Origin of the sequence: Vibrio albus, assembly GCF_003144035.1 — a bacterium.
In the GTDB taxonomy this organism is placed as follows: domain Bacteria; phylum Pseudomonadota; class Gammaproteobacteria; order Enterobacterales; family Vibrionaceae; genus Vibrio; species Vibrio albus.
Map to the genome: position 1 here is coordinate 175,340 of NZ_QFWT01000006.1, position 23,242 is coordinate 198,581.

A 23,242-nucleotide genomic window follows, 5' to 3' on the forward strand; every position below is an offset into this window, starting at 1 on the left:
TCATCATTTATTTTGTTAGCAGGAATTATGCAGTTAAGGGGAATAAATGTAAAATAACCCCTGTTTTATTTCCTGCTTTTAAATGTAGTTGAGACCATGACATCAGAAAATCCAGGTAAACCGGGTAATACCGGCATAAAAAGAATTATCAAGGCGGGTGGATACTCGGTTCAGGGACTAAGGGCTGGCTGGAAAAATGAAGCCGCCATTCGTCAGGAGCTGACACTGTTCATCATATCTTTACCGGTTGTTATTCTGGTGGATATTACGATGATCGAGAAAATACTCATGCTGGGCGTTGGTGTTTTGGTCGTAGTCACCGAATTGTTGAATTCAGCCATCGAGGCTGTTGTCGATCGCGTTGGAGTTGAGCACCACGAGTTGAGTGGCCGGGCGAAGGATATGGGATCGGCCGCGGTTATGATTTCCCTGATTTTTGCCGGTATAACCTGGTTTCTGATCCTCGGCAACAGATACTGGTTCTGAGATGAACACCTTGCACTGTAAACAGGTTCTCAAAGGGAACGAATGCATCTGGTTTGATGATGAGCTCTTGTCTGAATCCCCGGAAGACTGTTTTGAACTCCGCTTCTGGCAGAGTGCTGGCAAGGTGGTTGGGTCTGCACAGGGAAGAGGCACGACCTGGTTTGTCCAACTGGAAAAGCTGCAGGGGGCGTTACGTCATTACCGGCGTGGTGGCTTATTCGGCAAGTTAGTTAAAGACCATTACCTGTTTTCTGGCTGGGAGCAGACCCGCAGTTATCAGGAGTTTCAGTTGCTAAAGTATCTGGCTGACGCTGGTGTACATGTGCCTAGGCCGATTGCGGCAAAAGCGACACGAGGTTTATTCAGTTATCAGGCTGATCTGCTGAGTGAAAAAATTCCGGATGCCCGGGATCTGGTGTCCATCTTAAAGATTGAGCCCTTATCTGCTGATAGGTATCAGAGTATAGGCCGGGAAATCCGGAAAATGCATAATGCCGGAGTGAATCACACGGATCTCAATATCCATAATCTGTTATGTGACGGTGATGAAAAAGTATGGATTATTGATTTTGATAAATGCTGTCAGCCGTCTGGAGATGGCTGGAAAAGGGCGAACTTAGATCGCCTGCTTCGCTCCTTCCGAAAGGAAAAAAACAAACACGATATATTTTGGGAAGAGCCGGATTTTAACGCTCTTCTTGCTGGTTATCAGGAGTAAACCTTGTATTCCCCGACATTTAAACAGAAGTTACACGCCCACGGCTGGTTAATTTTAATCAATGCGATATTGGCGATGCTGATATCCGCCCGTTATTTCCAGTTTTTACCAGAGTTTCCAAGTGAGCCCAAAGCGCTGATTTTCATGGTTGTGGGTATCTGGGGACAGATGACCCTGTTTGCCGCACTGATTGGCCTTATTTCGATTCCTTTTCTTCTTTTACCGGCTATTCCCCGCCGTGGCATTCAGGCGTTATTGGCTTCTGTCGGCATCATTGTCCTGTTTATCGATACCATAGTATTTGCCCAGTACCGCTTCCACATCAATTTTGTGGTGGTGGATATGATTCTGGCGGGGCAGATCGTCAGCTTCCCGCTGATAACCTGGCTGATGGTGATTGGCGGTACGGTTTTGTTGTTTGTCGCTCAGTGGGTGACGGTTCGCCGTCTGGAAAAAATACCGGCCATTATGAAGCGTAAACTGGGGAAAAAGTTTGCTCTGCTCACCTTTGCTGCTCTACTGGCAACCCATGGTATTCATATCTGGGCCGCGGCCAATGCCTATCAGCCGGTCACGATGATGAAACGTTATCTTCCGCTGTTTGAGCCAGCTACTTCCAATAAGCTGATGCGTAAATACGGCTGGGTCGATGAAGACGCGGTTCAGCGTCAGAAAGCCATGCAAGTGAACCAGAATAGTGACCTGAATTACCCGTTAACACCTCTGGATACGGTTTCGGTTAAGAAGCCGGTCAATATTATGTTGATAGCGATAGACTCATGGCGTTTTGATACATATGGCCCTGATATGTCACCAACTATCTGGAATATGGTGCATCAGAAAGACAGCGTGATTCTCAACAACCATTTATCAACGGGTAACTCGACCCGAACCGGTATTTTTGGCCTTTTTTATGGTGTGCCGGGCACCTACTGGCATGCGTTTCTGGCTAACCGTAAGGCTCCGGTAATGATCGAGCGCCTGCAGGATATGGATTATGACCTGGGAATATTTACGGCAGCTCAGCTTCGTTCACCGGAGTTTAACCAGACCGTTTTTGCCAGCATTCCAGATCTGCGTAATGGTTCAGAAGGCGGTCGCCCATCAGAACTGGATGCCGATCTGACGAAGGATTGGCTGGACTGGTACGATAACGGCCGTGATAAATCCAAACCGACATTTTCCTTCCTGTTTTATGATGCGCCGCATGGGTATGATTTCCCTGACGATTACGCCCACAGATTTGAGCCAATGCTGGATACCGTTAACTATCTGGAGCTGAATAACGAAACCGATCCAACAACCTTCTTTAATCGCTATAAAACCAGCGTGCATTATGTTGATAGTTTGGTGAACAAGGTATTTAAAAAGCTGGAGCAGAATGGTGATCTGGATAACACACTCGTCATTATTACGGGTGATCATGCACAGGAGCTTAATGATAATAAGTTAAACTTCTGGGGACATAATGGTAACTTCACCAACGCGCAGATCCAGGTACCGTTTATGATGTTTGGCCCAGGTGTGAGCTCAGCAGCCGTCACTTGGCCACGAGACCAGATTTCCAGCCATGAGGATGTCGTACCGACAATCATGAAAAACTATCTGGGTGTAAGGAATGATGTTAAGGATTATTCAAGCGGTGAAGACTTGTTAGGAGAACCTGCGAAACGTGACTGGGTTATTTCAGCTAGTTATGGCAGTTACGCTGTGGTATCCGACAACACTATTTTGGAAGTCATGAACAGCGGCGATTACGCTTATATGGATAAAACTAACCGTAAACTGGATACTGAACTGAATTATGCTCAGCTAAATGAAGCTTTAAAACAGATTAGCCGGTTTAATCGATAAGGTGAAAATTTGTATTGGAGAGCATTAGCTCTCCAATGTTATCTCTGATTTCTTCAGGCTAAGTTCTTTAGCGACATTGATAAAATTTTGTCCGAATTCTTCAATCAGGTAGTACTTCGCCGGTATTTCAATATCAAATACAGGAATTTCGGGGTAAATTTTTTCTAGAGTAATCTCCGCTGTTGAGGCTATCCCATAGATAGCAGATAACTGAATTTTTTCTACAGCCAGTTCTAGTTCTAAAGGCAGTTTTGAGTGGTGGTAGATTAAACCAGTCATTGTTTGCAATCTTTGTCGAACAAAGTCTGCTTCTGTCCGGTGCGGGAAGTACATAACACCTTGAGGGTGCTTTTCTAGAAGTTTACCTATGAGGTGACAGTAAGAATCAAGGTTGATGCCTTTTTCCGCAACCATACCTTGGCCAATAAAACCGGCAGGAGCGTTATCAGAAAAGCACTGCATAGTATTGAGCCTTTGTTTCAATACTGATAATTGGTTTTCTTCAATAGGGAATCGACTATCTGACAATTCAAAGAAAGTGAAAAATGAAAAGCCGCTTCTTGGGTAAATCAGTCTTGGTGGCTTAAGCCCGACTAGTTTTAGAAGTTTATCCCGACTACTTTTATTACGGGATACATGTAATTCTGGTTGGATTTTTTCTCGGTATTCTCTAATCGTGCCTACACCATCATCGATCATGACTTCTCTTTCTGTGGTTATATTATTAAGCAGCACAGCTGTCCGCCAAGCAGAGTAGTCAGCATAAAAGATAGATTCAAATTTCAATGGTGGATTGATTTTTTTTAGTCGATATTGGAGCTTACGTGCCTCCCAGACTTTACTACGTCTTCCTAGATAAATGATATATTCCCACTCTTCTTTATTTAGCAATAAGCGCATTTGCGCTTTTGCTGAAGACATTTTTTCTTCACGAAGAATGAGAATATTTTCTTTCGCACCGTAGTGTTTCTTGGCCTCGATTGCACAGATTAGCTGGAATGGAGATGTGACTAAAAATAAATTCATGGTGTGGTCATCAAAGTGCTATTTTTGTTTTGTTACACATTTCTTTCAAATCAGATTATTGACTGTATAGATAGCTAGGTCTGATCTACAGCTAAACTAATACAAAAGTGGAGCCTCTATAGGTATACTTCCCAGATTACCCAACAATATTGTACTCTATTACTTACAAGTAGTGGAAAGATTCTAACCGATGGTGAAAGCATGTTGAACAATAAAACGGTTCTGATTACAGGTGGCACAGGTTCTTTTGGTAAACAGTTCATCAAGACTATTCTTGAAAGATATCCTAATGTAAAGAAAATTATCATTTTTTCTCGAGATGAACTAAAACAGTTCGAACTAAAGCAAAAATACCCTCATAAAGACTATCCCCAACTACGCTTTTTCATTGGTGATGTTCGTGATCGTAACCGTATGATTCAGGCTTGTGAAGGTGTTGATGTAATTATACATGCGGCAGCTATTAAGCAGGTCGATACCGCCGAGTACAACCCAACAGAGTGTATTCGTACAAATGTGGACGGAGCTGAAAATGTAATCAATGCAGCATTGTCTTGTTGTGTGAAAAATGTCGTTGCACTTTCTACTGACAAAGCTTGTGCTCCAATCAACTTGTACGGTGCCACTAAGCTGGCTTCTGATAAATTATTTGCAGCAGCAAACAACATCAAAGGCTCAAAAGACATTCGTTTTAGTGTGGTGCGCTATGGTAATGTGATGGGTTCTCGAGGCTCAGTTATTCCTTTCTTTATGAAGAAAAAAGAAGAGGGTTTACTTCCAATCACTCATGAAGAAATGACACGTTTTAATATTTCGTTGCAAGATGGCGTCAATATGGTGATGTATGCCCTTGAGCATCATCTCGGAGGTGAGATTTTTGTACCGAAGATTCCATCGTATAGAATTTTGGATATTGCTGAAGCCATTGCTCCTGAATGTGAAACTAAAGTTGTGGGTATCCGCCCGGGTGAAAAGCTACATGAAGAGATGATAACTGATACTGACTCACTGAATACGATTGATCTTGGTAAGTATTACGCCATTCTTCCTTCTGTATCATTTACTTATACCGAAGAAGAGTATTTAGAGCACCACAAAGCAGAGAAGGTACCATTTGGTTTTAAATATAACTCCGGTACTAACACTGAGTGGGAAACCGTAGAAAGCCTCCGTGAACTAATTAAAGAGCACGTTGACCCTAACTTTACAGTGTGAGTAACAAAGTGATCCCATACGGCAGACAAGAGATTACCCAGCAAGATATTGATGGGGTTGTAGAAGTCCTTCAATCCGATTTTTTGACTCAGGGGCCTAAGGTGCCTGAGTTTGAAAAAGCTCTGATGAATCAAACCGGAGCTACGCATGCTTTAGCGGTAAATAGTGCAACATCAGCTTTGCATATCGCTTGTCTGGCGCTTGGATTAGGCGAAGGGGATTGGTTATGGACGTCACCAATCACGTTTGTAGCTTCAGCAAACTGTGGTTTGTATTGTAGAGCAAAAGTTGATTTTGTTGATATTGACCCTAACACCTACAACATGTGTCCGGTGAAACTGGAGCAAAAATTAGTAGAAGCCAAAGCCAAAGGGACCTTGCCTAAAGTGGTCGTGCCGGTTCATTTATGTGGACAGCCGTGTGATATGAAGGCGATAGGCAAGCTTGCGAAAGAATATGGATTTAAAGTAATCGAAGATGCTTCGCATGCCATTGGTGGTCAATATCATGGTCAACCTATAGGGAATTGTGAGTATTCTGATATTACGGTATTTAGCTTCCATCCGGTGAAAATAGTGACTACTGCTGAAGGTGGGGCTGCGTTGACCAATCAGCCAGAGTTAGCAGAAAGAATGGCTCTCTTCCGTAGCCATGGTGTTACCCGGGATCCTGCTTTGATGGAAGGAGAGTCCCACGGTGGTTGGTATTATCAGCAAGTTGAGCTTGGTTATAATTACCGGATGACAGAGCTTCAGGCTGCATTGGGTGTCACTCAGATGCAAAGACTGGAGCGGTTTGTCTCGGCAAGACATAAGCTGGCAAAGCGATATAACGAGTTATTAAAAGACTTGCCGGTAACGGTTCCTTACCAGCTGGAAAATACATATTCTGGTCTGCATTTATATGTTATTCGTCTGCAATTGGATAATATTGCGCTTTCTCATCGGGAAGTGTTCGAATCTCTCCGAGAAAATGGGATTGGAGTTAACTTGCATTATATCCCTGTGCATACCCAACCTTATTATCAGCGTATGGGCTTTAAACAAGGCGATTTTCCTGAGTCAGAGCGTTACTATCAAGAAGCTATCTCACTACCAATGTTTCATGGTATGAGTTTGGAGCAGCAGGATTCGGTCGTAAAGGTTTTATCTGATATCTTAGCGAGGTAAGTAATGAAAGTCGCTATTATCCCGGCACGAGGAGGGAGCAAACGTATCCCCCGTAAAAATATCAAAGAATTTGATGGAAAACCGATCATTGCTTATTCCATTGAAGCGGCTCAGAGGTCTGGCTGTTTTGATAAAGTGATTGTCTCAACCGATGATCCGGAAATCGCTGATGTAGCGCGTGAATATGGAGCTGAAGTTCCGTTTTTCCGCCCTGCAGATGTGTCAGATGATTATTCGACTACCGCAGATGTGCTTTTGCATGCCATCAAGTGGTATGAAGCCCAAAATGTGGTTATCGACTATTTGTGCTGTATTTATGCAACTGCGCCATTTATTAAAGTAAAAGATATTCAGGAAACCTATCGGCTACTTCAACAAGACGAATCAGCATATTACAGCTTTCCTGTATGTGAGTTTCCATTTCCAATCCAGCGTGGCGTGAAGCTTGATCAAGCTGGGCGAGTAGAAATGTTTCAACCAGAGCATTTTAATACTCGTTCTCAAGATTTAGAACCAGCTTATCACGATATTGGACAATTCTATTGGGGTAAGCCGGAAGCCTATAAAAAGGGTATACCGATGTTTTCCGATAAAGCAATTGCTTACCCTGTATCCAGAAAGCGGGTGGTGGATTTAGATACGCCCCAAGACTGGGAGTTTGCTTTGTTGTTATCAAAAGCTCTGCGAGGAACAACAGAGTGTTAATTGGTATTCGAGTTGACGCGTCCTTAAAAATGGGAACGGGTCATACATACCGCATGTTAACCTTAGCTCACCAGTTGTCAGAAAATGGGCACAAAGTCTTTTTCGTGGTTAGACGATTAGCCGGCCATTTAATTGATTTGGTTGCAAGGTATTTTCCAGTGGTGGAACTTGAACAGCCACCCCTCTTTTCACGGTGTGATTCTGGCGAAAAGATGTCGCTGGCTAATCATTGTCCGCATGCCTCCTGGTTAGAAGTCTCCTATGAGAATGAGATCGAGCAAACTCAAGCTGCTGTGAATGCTGAGTTGATAAAATATGGTGCTGATAAGTTGGACTGGCTTATCGTTGATAATTACGCCATTGAGAAAACATGGCAACAAGCACTGAAACCGTATTCTAAACGTATCTTTCAGGTCGATGATCTTGCTGATAGAGAGCATGATGTTGAAGCACTGCTTGATCAAAACTATTATCTGAAAGGGGAGCAGCGTTATGACGGGTTGCTTCCTGCCTCCGCAAAGCGATTGTGTGGTCCGGATTTTGCCCTGCTTAGAGAAGAATTTTTCACAGTACGACAAAGTTTACTTGATTATACCCAGCGATTAGCTGACAAACATGTAGTGTTGTTTTTTGGTGGTATTGATATTGTCAACGAAACTAGTAAGGCCCTTTCTGGGTTATTGATGGTAGACAGTGCTGACCATTTTGATGTCATTATTGGTATTAATAATCCGCACCGAGAGCAATTAGAGTCTCTTTGCCAGAAAAATTCAGAGCGAGTGACGTTGCATGTGCAAGTAAGCAACATTATGGATTTTTTTGCTCACTCTTATCTTTATGTCGGTGCTGTAGGGGCTACGACTTGGGAGCGCTGTGTAATGGCATTGCCTGGAATAGTATGTTCTGTAGCAGATAATCAAACTCAAGTAGCGCAAGATCTTAATCAAATCAATGGACACTTTTACTTAGGGTTGAGTGGCGAATTGGTTGCAGAAGATTACCGTGATGCTTATCAAGGTTTACTCAACAATAAGGAGTTATTGACTGAGCAGTCGAAAACATGTGCAGCTTTAGTCGATGGCTTAGGATGCCGAAGAGTAGTCGAGCAATTAGAAGAGATAGCAGAATATGACGAAGTATAATATCCGTGTTGCTCAGGAAAGCGATAAATGGATGGTGTTGGACTGGCGTAATCATGAAGAAGTTCGAGCGGTTATGCTGACTGACCACGTTATTGGGCGTGAAGAACATTCGGCATGGTGGGATAAAACCATGCAAATGGCCGAACGACAGATCTTAATCTTCGAACGCAATGAGGTTCCGGTAGGGGTTGTTACCATTTATGCGTGGGATCAGGAAAAAGCAACAGCTTGGTGGGGGTTCTACCTTGATAGTGCCAACCTGGATCAATCAGATAAAACCGCTGTCTGGCTTGAGCTTGAACAAAAAGTGATTCAGTATGCAGGTAGCACGCTGAAGGTATATGAATTGTATTGTGAATCTTTACGTACTAACCAGCTTGCATGGACCTTGCACCAGAAATGTGGTTTTGTTGAGTGCCAGGTTCCTCATGACGCATCCGCTACAGCGAAAGACGTGGTATATATGAAGTACATATACCCAGAAAACAAGGTAGATCGTCGTCCTGCATTGTATCTGTTTGCCTCCCATAACACTGATTTTCTGTCTGATATTTTAAAAAAGCAAAGTGTTGTGTACCCGCAGTTTCCATATCAAATAAAAACCTGCGAATTTGGTCGATATCAGTTTGATTTGCGCGATCCTGAAAATCATGAACTTAACAGTACAGAAGCGTGTTATTTTTTCTTAGAGCGTATTGAAGATTTTTTCCCGGATATCTATATTTCACCAACAGAGGAATCTTTGCTTCAGGCAGAAGGGAGGGTGGGTGAATACCTCTCTTTTATTCAACAAATAGCTTCACGTGGTAACCGTGTTTTTGTGGCGGACTTTGCTCTGCAAAAAAACTTCCCATATACGATTGAAGAGCAATTAACAGGCTCAAGCATAAGCATGTTAATTCAGGAGTGGAATAAAGCGCTTTATGAGTTGAAAAAGACTAATGTCGTTAATGTGCTTCCTTATGCTCAGTTACTTAATCGGGTTGGAGGGTCTTTTTCTAATAAATACTGGTATATGGCACGAGCACCTTTTTCGATCCAATGCTTAGAAGCTTATTCTACAGCTATCATAGGTTCTGTTTTTGCCTCACATTCTTTATCTGCAAGAGCTTTGATTCTGGATTTAGATAACACTCTGTGGAAAGGTATCATCGGAGACGATGGAATGGATGGTATTACTCTGGGGGGGGATTACCCAGGGAATATATATAAAGAGCTACAGTCACTGTTCTTAGCACTAAAAGAGCGTGGTATTTTACTGGCTATTTGCAGCAAGAATACAGAAGAAGTTGCGATGGAAGCGATTGAGATGCATCCAGAAATGCGACTTCGTAAGAAGGATTTTGTCAGTTGGCGGATTAATTGGGATCCTAAGTCTTCTAACATCCAGGAGCTTGCAGCGGAGCTAAATCTTGGTGTTCAGTCTCTATGCTTTATTGATGACAACCCGGTAGAGCGGGCGGAAGTTCGCCGCAGTGTACCTGGCATTTTCGTGCCAGAGTTACCGGAAGACCCCGCAGACTGGTATCAGTTTATCTGCCAGCTACCGGAGCTTTGGTTGCCGCAAATCAATGAGTCTGATAAGCGACGGGCAGAGCTTTATAAAAAGCGTGTTGATATCAAAAAAGCGGAGGCTAGTTTTACAGATCGTAGTGCATTTCTGACCAGCCTTGAAATGGATATTAAGGTCGAAGCGCTTAGTGACAGTAATTTTGAACGTACTCACCAGTTGTTTAATAAAACCAATCAGTTTAATACAACGACTAAGCGATACAGTAAAGAACAACTTAAAAACTGGGGTTTGAGTGACGATGTTTGGGTGTTGCATGTGAAATCCAAAGATAAATACGCGAAAGAGCATGAAGGTGTGGCTGCATTGATTGTGTTAAAACAAGGTGATGAATGGATTATCGATAACTTTGTGATGTCATGCCGTGTCATGGGACGAGATATTGAACACGCTCTCATTAAAAAATTACTGTATGTAGCAAAACAGGCCAACATTAAAAGTGTCGTTGGTCGTTATATCCCAAGTGCTAAAAATCAACCTGTCGCCAAACTGTATGAAAACAATCAGTTTGCACTGGAAGGTGAGAATTGGCGTTTTGATTTAGAAATAACACCGCTTCCTCAGGAATCGAGTGAAATGGTACTCAACTGGAGCGTTTAAGGTATATATTATGAGTCCAATGTTTTCTTCTTTAGGTGTCCTGAATGTGGATCATTATGCTGTGACCACACGAGATATCATCGCAACACTTCAGGATTTTCTATCGATTCCTAATGCGAAGCTACTTAGAGGTCCGGGACAGAATCCGGCTCAAAATGTGAATTACGCATTTGTTGAGCTCAATGGCATGGGTGTGGTAGAAATTCTATCACCACTCAATAGTGATTCACCTATATTAAGTCATCTTAATGCTGGAGGTGGCGCTTATCACCTGTGCTACGCCGTGCAAGATTTGGATAGGGCGATTGATATAGCTCAGCAGCAGTTTAGTGCAAAATTAGTTGTCGAGCCAAGATCTGACGGTGCTTTTGATGGGCGTCGGGTGGCATTTTTAGTGCATCCAATACATGGGTTATTTGAGCTATTAGAAGCCTACCCTAATACTTTAAAGTTTGAGCCACAGGCTAGCTCAACAGACGTTGCTAATATTCAATCATCAGACAATGCTGAGCTCCTTACCATTTATAATGCCGTTGTGGGAGTTTCGGAAACCCAGATAGGTCAAGTGAGTATGCAGACTAATCCAGAGTGGGATTCGTTTAAGCATTTACTACTGATCATGGAAATAGAAAAGCAGTTTGAAGTAAATATTTCTGCAGAGAAAATGGCGAAGCTGGATTCACTTGCAAAAATTCAAGCGTATCTGGCAGAAAAATAGAGATTATATTGTCATGCAAATAGCTAATAGAAAAATTGGTAAGGGTCATAAGCCTTACATCATTGCTGAAATGTCTGGTAATCATAATGGTGACATTAATCGTGCGATTGAATTAATCGAAGCAGCGAAAGATGCTGGAGCAGATGCAGTAAAACTGCAAACTTATACTGCAGATACCATAACAATTAATCATGACAGTGAAGAGTTCATCATTCATGGCGGTTTATGGGACGGTTCAAAACTCTATGATTTATATGAGCAGGCGCATACCCCTTGGGAGTGGCACAAAACGTTATTTGATGAGGCCGCAAAACTGGGTATCACTATCTTTAGTTCTCCTTTTGATCCCACAGCGGTAGACTTTTTAGAAAGTTTAAATGCACCGGCCTACAAAATTGCATCGTTTGAACTGATTGATTTACCGTTAATTCGCAAAGTGGCTGCGACGGGTAAACCAATGATTATGTCAACAGGAAACGCAAATCTTGCCGAGATTGAAGAGGCGGTACTTGCGGCAAAAGGCGCGGGTGCAGAAGACATTATTCTGTTGCATTGTACAAGTGGCTACCCGACACCAGCATCGCAGGCAAATATCTCAACCATGGCTGTCATGCGTGAGGCGTTTGATTGTGATGTCGGTTTATCGGATCACACACTGGATATAGGGGTGTCGGTAGCTGCAGTTGCACTTGGTGCTTGTGTGATTGAAAAACACTTTACATTAGCTCGCGCAGATGGGGGGCCAGACTCTGCATTTTCATTAGAAAAAGAAGAACTGAAGTCATTGGTTGATAATTGTGAAATGGCTTTTGAGGCGATAGGTAAGCCAAACTTCATCAGTACCGAAGCTGAGCTTAAGACTAAATGCCACCGTCGCTCGCTGTATGTAGTAAAAGATATCCAAAAAGGGGATACGTTTACCAGTGAGCATGTTCGGTCAATTCGCCCAGGGAACGGTATTCCACCGAAGTATTTGGATGATGTTATAGGAAGTGTCGCAACGGAAGACTTGAAATTTGGAACCCCAATGCGATTTGAATATTTCAAATAATAATACTCTTCAGGCAATTAAAAAGGTGATAGTTATCGCCTTTTTAATTAATTTCTATATTGATTATCCCACTTTTTGAAAATAGCTCAGATATTCTCTTTTCTCTAACTATTACTCCATCATTGTTTAAGTCAGATGCAAATAATAAATTATAAATAGGCATATTCGGGTACAGCAATAATGCAGTGTATTGAACCGTAGATAGTACTCCAACTAGACCAGATAGTTCTATAGATTGATTTATAAGCTCAATTTCTAGTGGCATTTGGCTGTAGTGATAGCTCAAATTAGATATACGCTCTACTTGTTTTCTTACCTCTTCTGACTCTGTCCTATGAGGGAAATATATAATAGGGCTATCAAATTTCTGTTTAAAATGGTTGATTTCATTAATGTATTGAGTGATGGTTTTTCTTCTCTTATGCCCAATAGCACCTTGTCCAATAAACCCTATTGGGGCTTTTGGGTTATATAAGGATTTAACATTGTATTCATTTTTTAAAACAGTTAAGTTGTTTTTAATAACGGGATGTTCAGGATTTGGTATATCAAATATTGTGAATATCTCTAAATTGTCTGATTGAGGAAGCTTGCCTATCGGACTACAACCACGAAGCTTGATCTCTAAGTCCTGTAGAAGCCTCTGTCGATTATAAATAGTCTTAGGGCGAATATACTCTTCATATTCGTTGATGGTAAGGGTTCCATCATCAAAATATACTTCTTTAATAATGGGAAGGTTTCGAAGTAATAATTTTGTTCTCCATGCATTGTACTCTGCATGAAATAAGTGTTGTATGGTTTTGTTTTTTGTTATCTTATTTATATCATGAATAGCCTTTGGAATGTACTTGCTTCTTTTTGTTCTCCCTATATGAATGATATGGTCCCAATCTGATTCATTTATTATGTTTTTTTGTTGAGTTATACCTGGTTCTGATGCTTGATTCACCAGCAATAAAATATTATTTTTTGTTCGATACTGGTGCATAGCTTCTATTGCACATATGTATTGAAATGGCGATGTTACCAAAAAGAGGTTCATTTACTAAACTCCTCGTTGAGCTTTTTGAGTAGCTGTTCAGGGCTCCACATACATGGACAAAAATGTTTGATTTTACAGTCACTCCAGTTCCACCATTGTGTGTGTAGTAATGCATTCCTGATATCTTCGCTGAATCGGTATCTGATAAGCTTTGCTGGTACTCCACCAACAATAGCATATGGTGGAACATTTTTATTAACCACAGCACCAGCAGCAACTACAGCGCCATCACCAATGCTTACACCAGGAAGGATACTGACGTTTGAACCGATCCAGACATCATTACCAATCTTGATTTTGTTGTTTTGGGCATATTCTTTTGTAGAATAATTTTTATCAACAAAACCATATTTGTCATGGAAGAAAAAGGCATGGGTCGAAACTGTTGATAAGGGGTGGTTACCACCGGCAATGACAACATTTATGGCTGATATATTACAGAATGCGCCAATTGACTCAATTAGTTTTGGTTGTTGCCAGAACTGTTCATATCCGGTTGAATACTTGCCAACAGTAAATCCAAAATGTTTTTCTGAAATATATCTATAGCCTTCTTTAAACTTTCCATGTTTGTCTTTACAAGATTTTTTTAACACTGCCAATATGATGATATAAACTGGATTGCTTATTGTTTTTACTCGCCTTTTGGCTAGTAGTTTTCCGAACTTGTTCAGTAGGAATATTTCAAACTTAGTGAGATTGTAGATCACATTAATGCCTCTTTTATATTCTTAATCGCACCTTGTCGGGTTTGAACAAAACGTTTAAGCTGAACTTTCAATTGTCTTACATTTTCTTTTTCAGAAAGCAAATAGTGTATGTGTTTAGCTAGGCTGTTTGAATTGTTAAAAATGTTAATTAACTTTTCTTTTAATAGCTTTTCTGTGATCTCTTTAAAATTATAATAACTAGGTCCTGTGGTCACTGGTACCCCAAGTGCCGCAGGCTCGAGTACATTATGCCCACCTACTTTGTCACCGACTAAGCTACCACCCATAAAGCATGCATCTGCAGCACCAAGAAGAATCAGCATTTCTCCCATAGTATCACCCAGATACACTTGTGTATCCGCTGATACTATTGAGCCTGATTGTCTTCTGACAGTCTTAAATCTTTGTGAAAGGCATAGCTCGTAAACGGAATCAAATCGTTCTGGATGGCGTGGTACTAGGACCAGCAAAGCATCAGGGTGTTGAGATAAAATCTCTTTGTGGGCTTCGAGTATCTGCTCATCTTCGCCTTTATGAGTACTGGCTGCTATCCACACAGGACGCTCCGGACCAAGCCGTTTTCTGAGCTCTTTACCTTTTTGTTTTATCTCATCTGATATTTGAATATCAAATTTGATGGAGCCTGTTATTACCAGCTTTTTCTTATCAACCCCAAGTTGTTCAAACCTATTAGCATCTTTGTCTGACTGACACAGTACCTTAGTCAGGTTGGGGTGCATTAGATTAAACAGTGGCTGTATTTTAGCATAATTACGGCGTGATTTTTCGGATAGGCGAGCGTTAACGACAGTTATTGGAATGCCTGCTTGATGGACCGAGTGTAAGGTATTAGGCCACAACTCTGTTTCGATAATTAACATTTTTGCAGGGCGAATAGCTTTGAGAAATCTTTTAACTGCAAAGCTGAAGTCGATGGGCATATATCTATGTTCAACCAGGCCACCCAGTTTGGCTATCTGATCAGCTCCTGTGCTGGTGGTTGTGGTCACCACAATGGATTGTTCAGGGTTTTCTTTTTTTAAGGCTTTGATTAGAGGAATCGCGGCAAGGCTTTCCCCTACAGAGACAGCGTGAATCCAGATAGGGTCAGTGGGAGTGTTCAGTGGCGGGGTAAAGCCAAAGTGTTCTTTCCAGCGCTTGCCGAATTTAGGTTTATTAGGCTTACTTTTGTATAAGCCAAATAAGAGAAATGGTGCAGCGAGTGAAAGTACGATGGAGTAGAGTAAACGAATTAACATTTATCTACCTTTATCGCGTCTAACTTTCGAATGCTGTTTACTATTACCTCTGGATTTAGTTCTCTCAAACACTTCAAATGTCCAAGTGGGCACTCGCGTTCAAAACAAGGGCGGCATTCAATATCTGTATGCACTATCTCTACTTTTTCTGCCAGTGGCGGTGTGTATTTTGGTGAGGTGGAACCATAAACAGCGACTACGTGACAACCCACAGCCGCAGCGACATGCATTAGCCCTGAATCGTTACTCACGACGGTTTCACAGGCTCCAAGCAGATCAACCGCTTCAATCAAGCTGGTTCGTCCTGCTAATACGTGGACCTTATTCTGTAATTCATCAGGCACTTTAGATTTGATATTGTTACAGGTATCCAGATCTTTTTGCGAACCAAACAGCCATACCTGGTGATTTTGTTGAGCCATGGCATGAGCGACTTCTGCGTAGTGTTCTTCCGGCCATTTTTTTGCCGGGCCGAACTCGGCTCCGGGGCATAGGCCGATAATCGTGCTGTCAGTATTAAGGTTAAACTTTTTCAGTGTTGCTGACTGAGCAGCTAAATCGATGGTCAGTTTAGGTACTGGAAGTGTCTCTAATCCACCCAGGGAAGATGAATTAATCATCTCTGGTTTAGGGTGAGCCAGTGCCACGTAACGCTCAACCATATACTGAAAGGCCTTTTTATTTGGGCGCAGATCATTTAGCAGCCCATAGCGCATTTCACCTTTCCAGCCGGTTCTGAGCGGAATGCCTGCAAACCAGGGGATTAGCGCGGACTTAGCTGAGTTAGGTAGGATATAGGCCTGATTATAGTGAGCTTTTTTTAGCTCTTTACCTATCGCTCTGCGGCCGAAGAAATTGAATTCTCCATGACCAATTGGCATTTCAATAGCTTGATTGACTTCTGGCATTCTTTCAAGGATCGGCTTACACCATCCAGGAGCGATAACATCAATAAGTGCATCTGGGTGCTGCTGTTTTAGAGTGATATAAAGAGATTGTGACATCACCATATCACCCACCCATGATGGGCCTATGATTAAAATCTTATACATAATGGCCTAATTCATATACTTAGGATCACGATAAGGGTTTTGTGCAGCCTTATCTGATTGAGTTCTTAGTAATTGGAAAATCCACATATACTGTTCTGGATTCGGTTGGATTACATTTTCAATGTGCTGATTCATTCTTCTGGCATCTTCTGTTTCAGTTTCAGAAGGAAAGTTCTTCCAAGCCGGAAAAAATTCAATTTCATATTGACCAGTATCCAGGTTATAGCGAGAAACTAGAGGTACTATTTCTGCCTTACATACTTTTGTTAGCTTTCCAATACCGGGTAGAGTGGCTTTAGTGGTAGCAAAAAAGTCCACGAAGACACTTCGCTGCTCTCGACCGTGATCCTGGTCTGCAAGATAATAGCCTAAATACCCTTGGCGGATTGCTCGGATAAAGTTATTTATACCTGCTTCTCGTTCAAATATTTTTCCACCATATTGCACTCTTTGTCTATGCATTAACCAGTCTGATAGGGCATTTTTCTGCGGTTTTGCGAATCCAACAATAGGTAAGCCTTGAGAAGCCAATACAACTGCAGGAATATCAATTGTCCAAGTATGCGGAACCATTAAAATCACGTTAGACTTTCTATCCAGCGCTGCTTGAAGGTTTTCTTGTCCTTTAATGATTGTATTTTGAGTCAGCCATTTTTTACTTCTAACGGTTAGAGCTGCGAATCCAAGCAAAAATGACCCTGCGGTTAGAAGGTTCTTGTACAGCAAGTCCTCTTTGGCTTGGTGAGACATCTCTGGAAAGCATTTATTAATATTCACCCATGCATTGTGAACGGTTCCTTTCCGTTTTTGAGAAAGTTTACGGGCAATCTTACTCGCTATCCGCCGTTTTCCTGCTGCTGGTAAGTAGACTATGGGGAGAGCTATTAATATCAGGAGCCAGGTTCCCCAGTACCTAGGAGCGAGAAAACCCCACTGAAAGGTGGGGTTGTAGGCTTTTGGGTCAAAGTCGTTACGTTCTTGCATGGTTAGTTGTTGATAATCGCCATATACTCAGCCACGCCTTCCGCGACAGTTTTGAACTCAACGTCACAGCCTGCTGCACGTAGCTTAGTCAGATCCGCTTGAGTAAACTCCTGGTAAGCACCTTTCAGATGGTCCGGAAAAGGAATGGTTTCGATCTCACCTTTACCATGGTGTTTGATGACCGCTTTAGCAATTTCATCAAACGATTCTGCATTACCAGTACCGCAGTTAAAAATACCAGACACACCATTTTCCATAAACCACAGGTTTACTTTACAAACGTCACCTACATATACGAAGTCTCGTCTGAAGTGCTCGCTGCCAGCGAATAGCTTTGGATTCTCTCCGGCATTCATCTGGTTATTCAGATGGAAAGCGACAGAGGCCATGCTGCCTTTGTGATCTTCACGAGGGCCGTAGACATTGAAATAACGGAAACCGGTAATTGGCGACAGAGTATCTCCATGCTCTTCAGCATCGGCCCACAGGCGGCGGACGTAATTATCAAACTGCTGTTTGGAGTAACCGTAAACATTCAGTGCACCTTCGTATTCTCTTTCTTCTACAAAGGTGTCAGTATCGCCATAAGTGGCCGCTGATGAGGCGTACAGGAACGGGATCTCACGATCCAGGCAATAATGCAGCAATTCTTTCGAATACTCGTAGTTATTAAGCATCATGTACTTTCCGTCCCATTCTGTTGTAGCAGAGCAGGCACCTTCATGGAAAACGGCTTCAATAGGTCCGAAGTCATCACCAGCCATTATCTGAGTCAGAAAATCATCACGATCCATATAGTCAGTGATATCCAGATCAACCAGATTTTTGAATTTCTTGCCGTTTTTTAAATGGTCTACGACCAGAATATCGTTATAGCCTGCTTCATTCAGTGCTTTGACTATGTTGCTGCCAATCATGCCAGCGCCGCCGGTTACAATAATCATGATGTTTTTCTCAGATTCAATAAATTGGCCTGAGTATAGCAAGGAGCTTAGGGGAATTCGAGCAGTGAGTAATGCTTTGGATATCGTCTTTAAGGATCAACTGATTAGACGTATACTTGAGTGTATATACTAATGAGACATAACAATGAAAACACGCGATAAGATTATTTTTGCTGCTCTGGAGCTATTTAACGAAAAAGGTGAGCGTAATATTACGACTAATCATATTGCCGCTCATATTGATATCAGTCCGGGAAATTTGTATTACCATTTCCGGAACAAGCAAGAGATTGTACGGGAAATTTTTGATGGATACCTGGCTGAGCTTCTGGAGCGTTTTCCTCCGGTAGAAACGGGTGAAGACAGTCTGGTGATACTGAAACGGTATCTGGACTCTGTCTTTAATCTGATGTGGAAATACCGCTTCTTCTATGCCAACTTGCCGGAAATCCTGCAACGTGATCCCATTCTGCATGAGCGTTATCTCGACGTTCAGGAAAAGTTACAGAAAAACCTTCAGGGAATCTTCCGCAGTTTTATTGAACTGAATCTGATAGAGATCCCGGAAGAAGACATTAAACCGGTGATTACTTCCATGCATCTGGTGGTGTCGGCATGGCTGGGGTATCAGTCGGCGATGACGCCTGAAACGGAAGTGACAGAAACGGTGATTCATCAGGGAATGTTACAGATGCTTTCTGTGCTGAAGCCATATACGACAGAGTTAGGCCGGCAGCAGGTGATGACCCTGGAAGAGGGGATCAAAGCATACAACAGCGGTGACGTGGTTTAATGTTGTAACCAGCTTTTAGGATTCTGCGTCTTGCTGTTTCGCCGCACTTCAAAATAAAGCGATGCCTGGGGCTGGCCCCCAGTGTCGCCCGCCAGTGCGATGGTTTCTCCGGCTTTAACTTTGTTGCCTTCGGTTTTCAAAAGGGTCTGGTTATAGCCGTATAACGTCATATCACCTTTTCCGTGATCCAACAAAATCACCATACCGTATCCACGCAAATAATCAGCAAAAACCACTTTTCCGGAATAAACCGCCTTGACCGGCTGTTCGTAATCAGCGCTGATCACCATACCTTTCCAGACGACCTGTCCGCTCTGCCTGCTGCCATAGCTGTGTAATACACTCCCTTTCACTGGCCAGGGCAGGCGGCCTTTCTGCCGGGCAAGCCCGTCCATGGGTACGCTGTTCCGCTTGGCTGCTTTCGCAATTTCAGATTTCAGCCGCACTTCATTTCTCTGTAACTCGGCCAGATACTGCTTGTCGCTGGTGATACTGTGTTTGATATTTTGTACGGTACGGGCTCGCTGCTTCTGAGATCGGGTAAGCTGACTTTTCTTCTGTTTCTGGTTTGCGAGCAGGGCACTGACTTTCTGTCGCTCCTGAAGCAGTTGTTTGTTTTTCTGCTCCAGCTGTTTTTCTGTTGCGGTCAACTGTTCAATCGTTTCCGCTCTGGCTTGTGCTAAATGTTGAAAATATTGGCTGATGCGGTCTTGTTCCATATCGCCGGGGTTCAGAATGGATTTCGCTGCATTCTGGCGTTTGATCATGTAGTAGGTTTTGATCAGTGCCTGTAAATTCTTGCTCTGTTGTTGATGCTGTTGCTGTAGTGTGGCCTGTTGGGCCTGAAATTGTTTCAGGTTCTGATTAGCACGGGAGAGCTTGGTTTCCGTCTTTTGGATTTCTTTTGTCAGTGTGGCTATCGACAGCTCTTGCTGCTTTAGGGTGTTTTGCAGCTTATCCAGTTCTTTCTTCTGGCTGGAAAGTTGGCTTTGTTGCCGGGAAATTTCGCTTTTTACCCCTTTTAATTCAGCCTGGCTGGCATGTGCCGGGTTTAACAACAGCAGACAGAGCAGCCCTCCAAAAGAGATAAGGCCCTTCTTTCTTTTTAGTCCGGAGCTGATTTGTGTCAGGAAACCCATCTGCTATACCCATATTTGCCAGTTCATGCAGTATACAAGTTCTCGGAATAAAAATAAAAACGCCGCTGCATGAGCAACGGCGTTCGTTCTGTTTTCTGGGATAAACCGCGTTTATTTAACCAGAATCTGACCTGACATTTCAGCCGGGATTTCCATACCAGTCAGAGACAGCATCGTTGGCGCAAGGTCAGACAGTTTACCGCCTTCTTTGAACTCAACATCTTTGCTGCCAACATAAACCAGAGGAACTGGCAGACTGGTGTGCGCTGTGTGAGTACCGCCGGTTTCAGGGTTAACCATCATTTCTGCGTTACCGTGGTCGGCCGTCATCAGTAGTTGACCGTCTACTTCTTTGATCGCTTCAACGACTTTGCCGATGCACTCATCAACCGCTTCACAAGCCTGAACTGCTGCATCGTATACACCGGTGTGACCAACCATATCCAGGTTAGGGTAGTTACAGATGATAGCGTCGTACTTACCAGACTTGATTGCCGCAACCAGCTTTTCAGTCAGCTCAGGAGCGCTCATTTCAGGCTGTAGATCGTAAGTCGCGACTTTTGGAGAAGCAACCAGGCTGCGCTCTTCGCCATCAAATTCAGTTTCCACACCGCCGTTGAAGAAGAAGGTAACGTGTGCATATTTCTCTGTTTCAGAGATACGCAGCTGAGTTTTACCCGCTTTTGACAACCACTCACCGTAGGTATTTTCCAGAGATGCTGGTGGGAAGGCAGTCGACAGAGGAATGTCTGCCGCATACTGAGTCAGCATAACGAACTCAATAGCCGGGAATTTAGCACGTTCAAAACCATCGAATGCAGGTACGAATGCACGAGTGATCTGACGGGCACGATCCGCACGGAAGTTCATGAATACAACCGCATCACCGTCTTCGATAGCCGCAGATTCCTGACCTTCAGCTTTGATTTCAGATGCTTTAACGAATTCGTCGTTTTCGTCACGATCGTACGCGGCTTGCAGAGCTTCAACAGCAGATGGGAAAGTGAATTCACCTTTTGCTTCAGTCAGAAGGTCATAAGCTTTTTCTACACGCTCCCAGTTGTTGTCACGGTCCATAGCGTAGTAACGACCAACCAGAGAAGCCACACGGCCTTTGCCCAGCTCAGCGAACAGCTCATCGAAACGCTTCAGAGAAGCTTCTGCGCTACGTGGTGGAGTATCACGTCCGTCCAGGAAGCAGTGCAGGTAGATTTTTTCTGCGCCACGTTCAGCGGCCATTTTCACTGCAGCGTAAATGTGGTCTTCATGGCTGTGTACGCCACCCGGAGACATCAGGCCCATCAGGTGAACCGCTTTACCTGCTTTGATAGCTTTATCCATTGCAGCAACAAGCGTTTCGTTCTGCTGGAATTCACCGTCAGCGATCGCTTTCGCGATACGAGTCAGGTCCTGATAAACCACACGGCCAGCGCCGATGTTGGTGTGACCTACTTCAGAGTTACCCATTTGACCGTCAGGAAGGCCAACATCCATGCCAGATGCAGAGATTAGAGTGTTTGGCTGGTTAGCGATCAGACCATCCAGTACCGGAGTATTTGCGTTTGCAACTGCGTTGTTTGCGTTGTCTTCACGGTATCCCCAACCGTCAAGAATCACCAGAGCCATAGGCTTCTTAGCTGACATAGTAATAACCTCGTTAGATTCTTAAGTAACTGTCAAAAACAAAATTAGCGTAACTTTACTACATTTTTAAGCAAAAACTGTAGGAGAAGATCAAATAAGCGTCGGGATCTGTTGTTACTCACTTACAATGTAGTAGAGCTTGTCGCCTGTCGATAGTCCTATTGTTGCGAATTATTCCCATTAAATAAAATGCTTTTTATTCATAAAGGTCAAAAACAGCGCAGATTATATCCCATTTCTGCGGAAGAAGTGAGTTAACCTCTCGCTTAGCATGATTATCCCCGTTATACTCATTTTTTTATTTTTCACTCAGGGCTATTGAGCCCGAAACAGGGTAAGAGCGCAGGACATGCAAGAGTATATTGAATTTTTCCAGAACCATATGATCCTATCTTTGGCATGGGTAGGTCTGGTGGTTGCCGTCATTATGAACTTTGTTAAAGCTAAGACCGCGGGCTATAAGGAAATTTCACCGGCAGAAGCGACACACTTCATTAACCGTGAAGAAGGTACGGTGGTTGATATTCGTTCAAGAGACGAGTTCAGACAAGGACACATTGCTGGTTCAGTTCACGTTTTGGCAGCAGAAATTAGATCCGGCTCGGTACCAAGCCTTGAAAAACATAAAGCAAACCCAATGATACTGGTATGCAATAACGGTCAGACAGTGAAAGACAGCGCCAACTTGCTGGCGAAAGGCGGGTTTGAAAAAGTATACGTACTGAAAAACGGTCTTTCTGGCTGGAGTGAAGCAAAAATGCCACTGGTCCGTGGTAAAAAGTAAACAGATTAACCGGAGAAGACGTCCTCTTCTCTCATAGGAATTGAAGGAATAAAAACATGGCTGAAGCAGCACCTCAAGAAAACCAACAGAATTTCGCTATTCAACGTATCTTCCTGAAAGATGTCTCTTTTGAAACACCGAATTCGCCACAGATTTTCCAGAAAGAGTGGAACCCGGATGTAAAACTGGATCTGGACACTCAGAGCCGTGAGCTGGGTGAAGGCGTGTACGAAGTGGTTCTTCGTCTGACCGTGACGGTTAAAAATGAAGAAGAGACGGCGTTCCTGTGTGAAGTACAACAGGCGGGTATCTTTACGGCGGATCAGATGGAAGCAGGCCAGCTGGCTCATTGCCTGGGTGCATTCTGTCCAAACATCCTGTTCCCATATGCTCGTGAGACGATTTCTAGTCTTGTGGTTAAGGGTACTTTCCCTCAACTGAACCTGGCACCGGTTAACTTTGATGCACTGTTCATGAATTACCTGCAGAATCAAGCTCAGGAAGAGGGTGCGCAGCAGGCTGAAGCTTAATCGCAGATAAGCCCTTGCTGAAAAATGCACAGAACATCAATACTAAGTTGATGTGATGTGCATTTTTTTATTTATACTTAGGGCACGCCCTGGGGCATGTTTCG

At 43.1% G+C, this 23,242-nt stretch carries 22 protein-coding genes; 13 read left to right on the forward strand and 9 right to left on the reverse strand.

Going from position 1 to position 23,242, the window contains the following annotated elements:
• The first annotated feature begins 96 nt into the window (after nt 1–96).
• The 3 genes from DI392_RS12355 to DI392_RS12365 are packed head-to-tail and all read left to right on the forward strand — an operon-like array spanning nt 97 to nt 3,058.
• Entirely contained in the window at nt 97–486 is a 390-nt protein-coding gene (locus DI392_RS12355) for a diacylglycerol kinase (protein WP_109320209.1), read from the forward strand.
• A 1-nt stretch (nt 487) separates the two neighbouring features.
• On the forward strand, nt 488–1,204 hold the full coding sequence (locus tag DI392_RS12360) for a 3-deoxy-D-manno-octulosonic acid kinase (protein WP_109320210.1): 717 nt from the start codon (nt 488–490) through the stop codon (nt 1,202–1,204).
• Between the two features lie 3 nt (nt 1,205–1,207).
• Nucleotides 1,208–3,058 carry a DUF3413 domain-containing protein gene (locus tag DI392_RS12365; protein ID WP_109320211.1) on the forward strand — a complete coding sequence of 617 codons (1,851 nt, stop codon included), beginning with the start codon at nt 1,208–1,210 and terminating at the stop codon, nt 3,056–3,058.
• Nucleotides 3,059–3,082: 24 nt separating this feature from the next.
• Here DI392_RS12365 and DI392_RS12370 read toward each other — a convergent pair whose 3' ends face one another.
• Entirely contained in the window at nt 3,083–4,084 is a 1,002-nt protein-coding gene (locus tag DI392_RS12370; RefSeq protein WP_109320212.1) for a polysialyltransferase family glycosyltransferase, read from the reverse strand.
• A gap of 201 nt (nt 4,085–4,285) precedes the next feature.
• Here DI392_RS12370 and pseB point away from each other — a divergent pair, with 201 nt between their 5' ends.
• The 7 genes from pseB to pseI are packed head-to-tail and all read left to right on the forward strand — an operon-like array spanning nt 4,286 to nt 12,254.
• On the forward strand, nt 4,286–5,299 hold the full coding sequence (gene pseB / locus DI392_RS12375) for a UDP-N-acetylglucosamine 4,6-dehydratase (inverting) (RefSeq protein WP_109320213.1): 1,014 nt from the start codon (nt 4,286–4,288) through the stop codon (nt 5,297–5,299).
• Nucleotides 5,296–6,468 carry a UDP-4-amino-4,6-dideoxy-N-acetyl-beta-L-altrosamine transaminase gene (pseC, locus tag DI392_RS12380; RefSeq protein WP_109320214.1) on the forward strand — a complete coding sequence of 391 codons (1,173 nt, stop codon included), beginning with the start codon at nt 5,296–5,298 and terminating at the stop codon, nt 6,466–6,468. Before pseB ends, pseC begins: the two co-directional genes overlap by 4 nt.
• A 3-nt stretch (nt 6,469–6,471) precedes the next feature.
• Nucleotides 6,472–7,173: a pseudaminic acid cytidylyltransferase gene (gene pseF, locus DI392_RS12385; RefSeq protein WP_109320215.1), complete on the forward strand. Its 702-nt coding sequence runs from the start codon at nt 6,472–6,474 to the stop codon at nt 7,171–7,173.
• Complete coding sequence (gene pseG / locus DI392_RS12390) at nt 7,167–8,315, forward strand: UDP-2,4-diacetamido-2,4,6-trideoxy-beta-L-altropyranose hydrolase (RefSeq protein WP_109320216.1); 1,149 nt, start codon at nt 7,167–7,169, stop codon at nt 8,313–8,315. Before pseF ends, pseG begins: the two co-directional genes overlap by 7 nt.
• Nucleotides 8,302–10,485 carry a UDP-4-amino-4,6-dideoxy-N-acetyl-beta-L-altrosamine N-acetyltransferase gene (pseH, locus tag DI392_RS12395; protein ID WP_109320217.1) on the forward strand — a complete coding sequence of 728 codons (2,184 nt, stop codon included), beginning with the start codon at nt 8,302–8,304 and terminating at the stop codon, nt 10,483–10,485. The genes pseG and pseH overlap by 14 nt, the downstream gene beginning before the upstream one ends.
• Before the next feature lie 10 nt (nt 10,486–10,495).
• Nucleotides 10,496–11,203, forward strand: a complete 708-nt coding sequence (locus DI392_RS12400; RefSeq protein ID WP_245884042.1) for a VOC family protein — start codon at nt 10,496–10,498, stop codon at nt 11,201–11,203.
• Between the two features lie 13 nt (nt 11,204–11,216).
• Nucleotides 11,217–12,254, forward strand: a complete 1,038-nt coding sequence (gene pseI, locus DI392_RS12405) for a pseudaminic acid synthase (protein WP_109320218.1) — start codon at nt 11,217–11,219, stop codon at nt 12,252–12,254.
• A 43-nt stretch (nt 12,255–12,297) separates the two neighbouring features.
• On the opposite strand, the gene DI392_RS12410 is transcribed toward pseI, so the two are convergent.
• The 6 genes from DI392_RS12410 to rfaD are packed head-to-tail and all read right to left on the reverse strand — an operon-like array spanning nt 12,298 to nt 18,248.
• Nucleotides 12,298–13,299, reverse strand: a complete 1,002-nt coding sequence (locus DI392_RS12410) for a polysialyltransferase family glycosyltransferase (RefSeq protein ID WP_109320219.1) — start codon at nt 13,297–13,299, stop codon at nt 12,298–12,300.
• Nucleotides 13,296–14,009, reverse strand: coding sequence for a CatB-related O-acetyltransferase (locus DI392_RS19765; protein ID WP_245884044.1), 714 nt, complete (start codon nt 14,007–14,009; stop codon nt 13,296–13,298). The genes DI392_RS12410 and DI392_RS19765 overlap by 4 nt, the downstream gene beginning before the upstream one ends.
• Nucleotides 14,006–15,268, reverse strand: a complete 1,263-nt coding sequence (gene waaA / locus DI392_RS12420) for a lipid IV(A) 3-deoxy-D-manno-octulosonic acid transferase (RefSeq protein WP_109320220.1) — start codon at nt 15,266–15,268, stop codon at nt 14,006–14,008. Before waaA ends, DI392_RS19765 begins: the two co-directional genes overlap by 4 nt.
• A complete protein-coding gene (gene waaF, locus DI392_RS12425) occupies nt 15,262–16,320 on the reverse strand; it encodes a lipopolysaccharide heptosyltransferase II (protein ID WP_109320221.1) in 1,059 nt (352 codons plus the stop codon). The genes waaA and waaF overlap by 7 nt, the downstream gene beginning before the upstream one ends.
• A gap of 6 nt (nt 16,321–16,326) precedes the next feature.
• Nucleotides 16,327–17,304 carry a lauroyl-Kdo(2)-lipid IV(A) myristoyltransferase gene (gene lpxM / locus DI392_RS12430; RefSeq protein ID WP_109320222.1) on the reverse strand — a complete coding sequence of 326 codons (978 nt, stop codon included), beginning with the start codon at nt 17,302–17,304 and terminating at the stop codon, nt 16,327–16,329.
• Nucleotides 17,305–17,306: 2 nt separating this feature from the next.
• Entirely contained in the window at nt 17,307–18,248 is a 942-nt protein-coding gene (rfaD, locus tag DI392_RS12435; protein WP_109320223.1) for an ADP-glyceromanno-heptose 6-epimerase, read from the reverse strand.
• Nucleotides 18,249–18,393: 145 nt separating this feature from the next.
• Here rfaD and DI392_RS12440 point away from each other — a divergent pair, with 145 nt between their 5' ends.
• A complete protein-coding gene (locus tag DI392_RS12440; RefSeq protein WP_109320224.1) occupies nt 18,394–19,041 on the forward strand; it encodes a TetR/AcrR family transcriptional regulator in 648 nt (215 codons plus the stop codon).
• On the opposite strand, the gene DI392_RS12445 is transcribed toward DI392_RS12440, so the two are convergent.
• Nucleotides 19,038–20,180 carry a murein hydrolase activator EnvC family protein gene (locus DI392_RS12445; RefSeq protein WP_109320225.1) on the reverse strand — a complete coding sequence of 381 codons (1,143 nt, stop codon included), beginning with the start codon at nt 20,178–20,180 and terminating at the stop codon, nt 19,038–19,040. The two genes, DI392_RS12440 and DI392_RS12445, sit on opposite strands and share 4 nt — an antisense overlap.
• Before the next feature lie 111 nt (nt 20,181–20,291).
• A complete protein-coding gene (gene gpmM / locus DI392_RS12450) occupies nt 20,292–21,824 on the reverse strand; it encodes a 2,3-bisphosphoglycerate-independent phosphoglycerate mutase (protein WP_109320226.1) in 1,533 nt (510 codons plus the stop codon).
• Nucleotides 21,825–22,173: 349 nt separating this feature from the next.
• On the opposite strand from gpmM, the gene DI392_RS12455 reads away from it, so the two are divergent.
• Both DI392_RS12455 and secB read left to right on the forward strand, forming a co-directional pair.
• Entirely contained in the window at nt 22,174–22,608 is a 435-nt protein-coding gene (locus DI392_RS12455; RefSeq protein WP_109320227.1) for a rhodanese-like domain-containing protein, read from the forward strand.
• Nucleotides 22,609–22,664: 56 nt separating this feature from the next.
• Nucleotides 22,665–23,138: a protein-export chaperone SecB gene (gene secB, locus DI392_RS12460; RefSeq protein ID WP_109320228.1), complete on the forward strand. Its 474-nt coding sequence runs from the start codon at nt 22,665–22,667 to the stop codon at nt 23,136–23,138.
• The last annotated feature ends 104 nt before the right edge of the window (nt 23,139–23,242 follow it).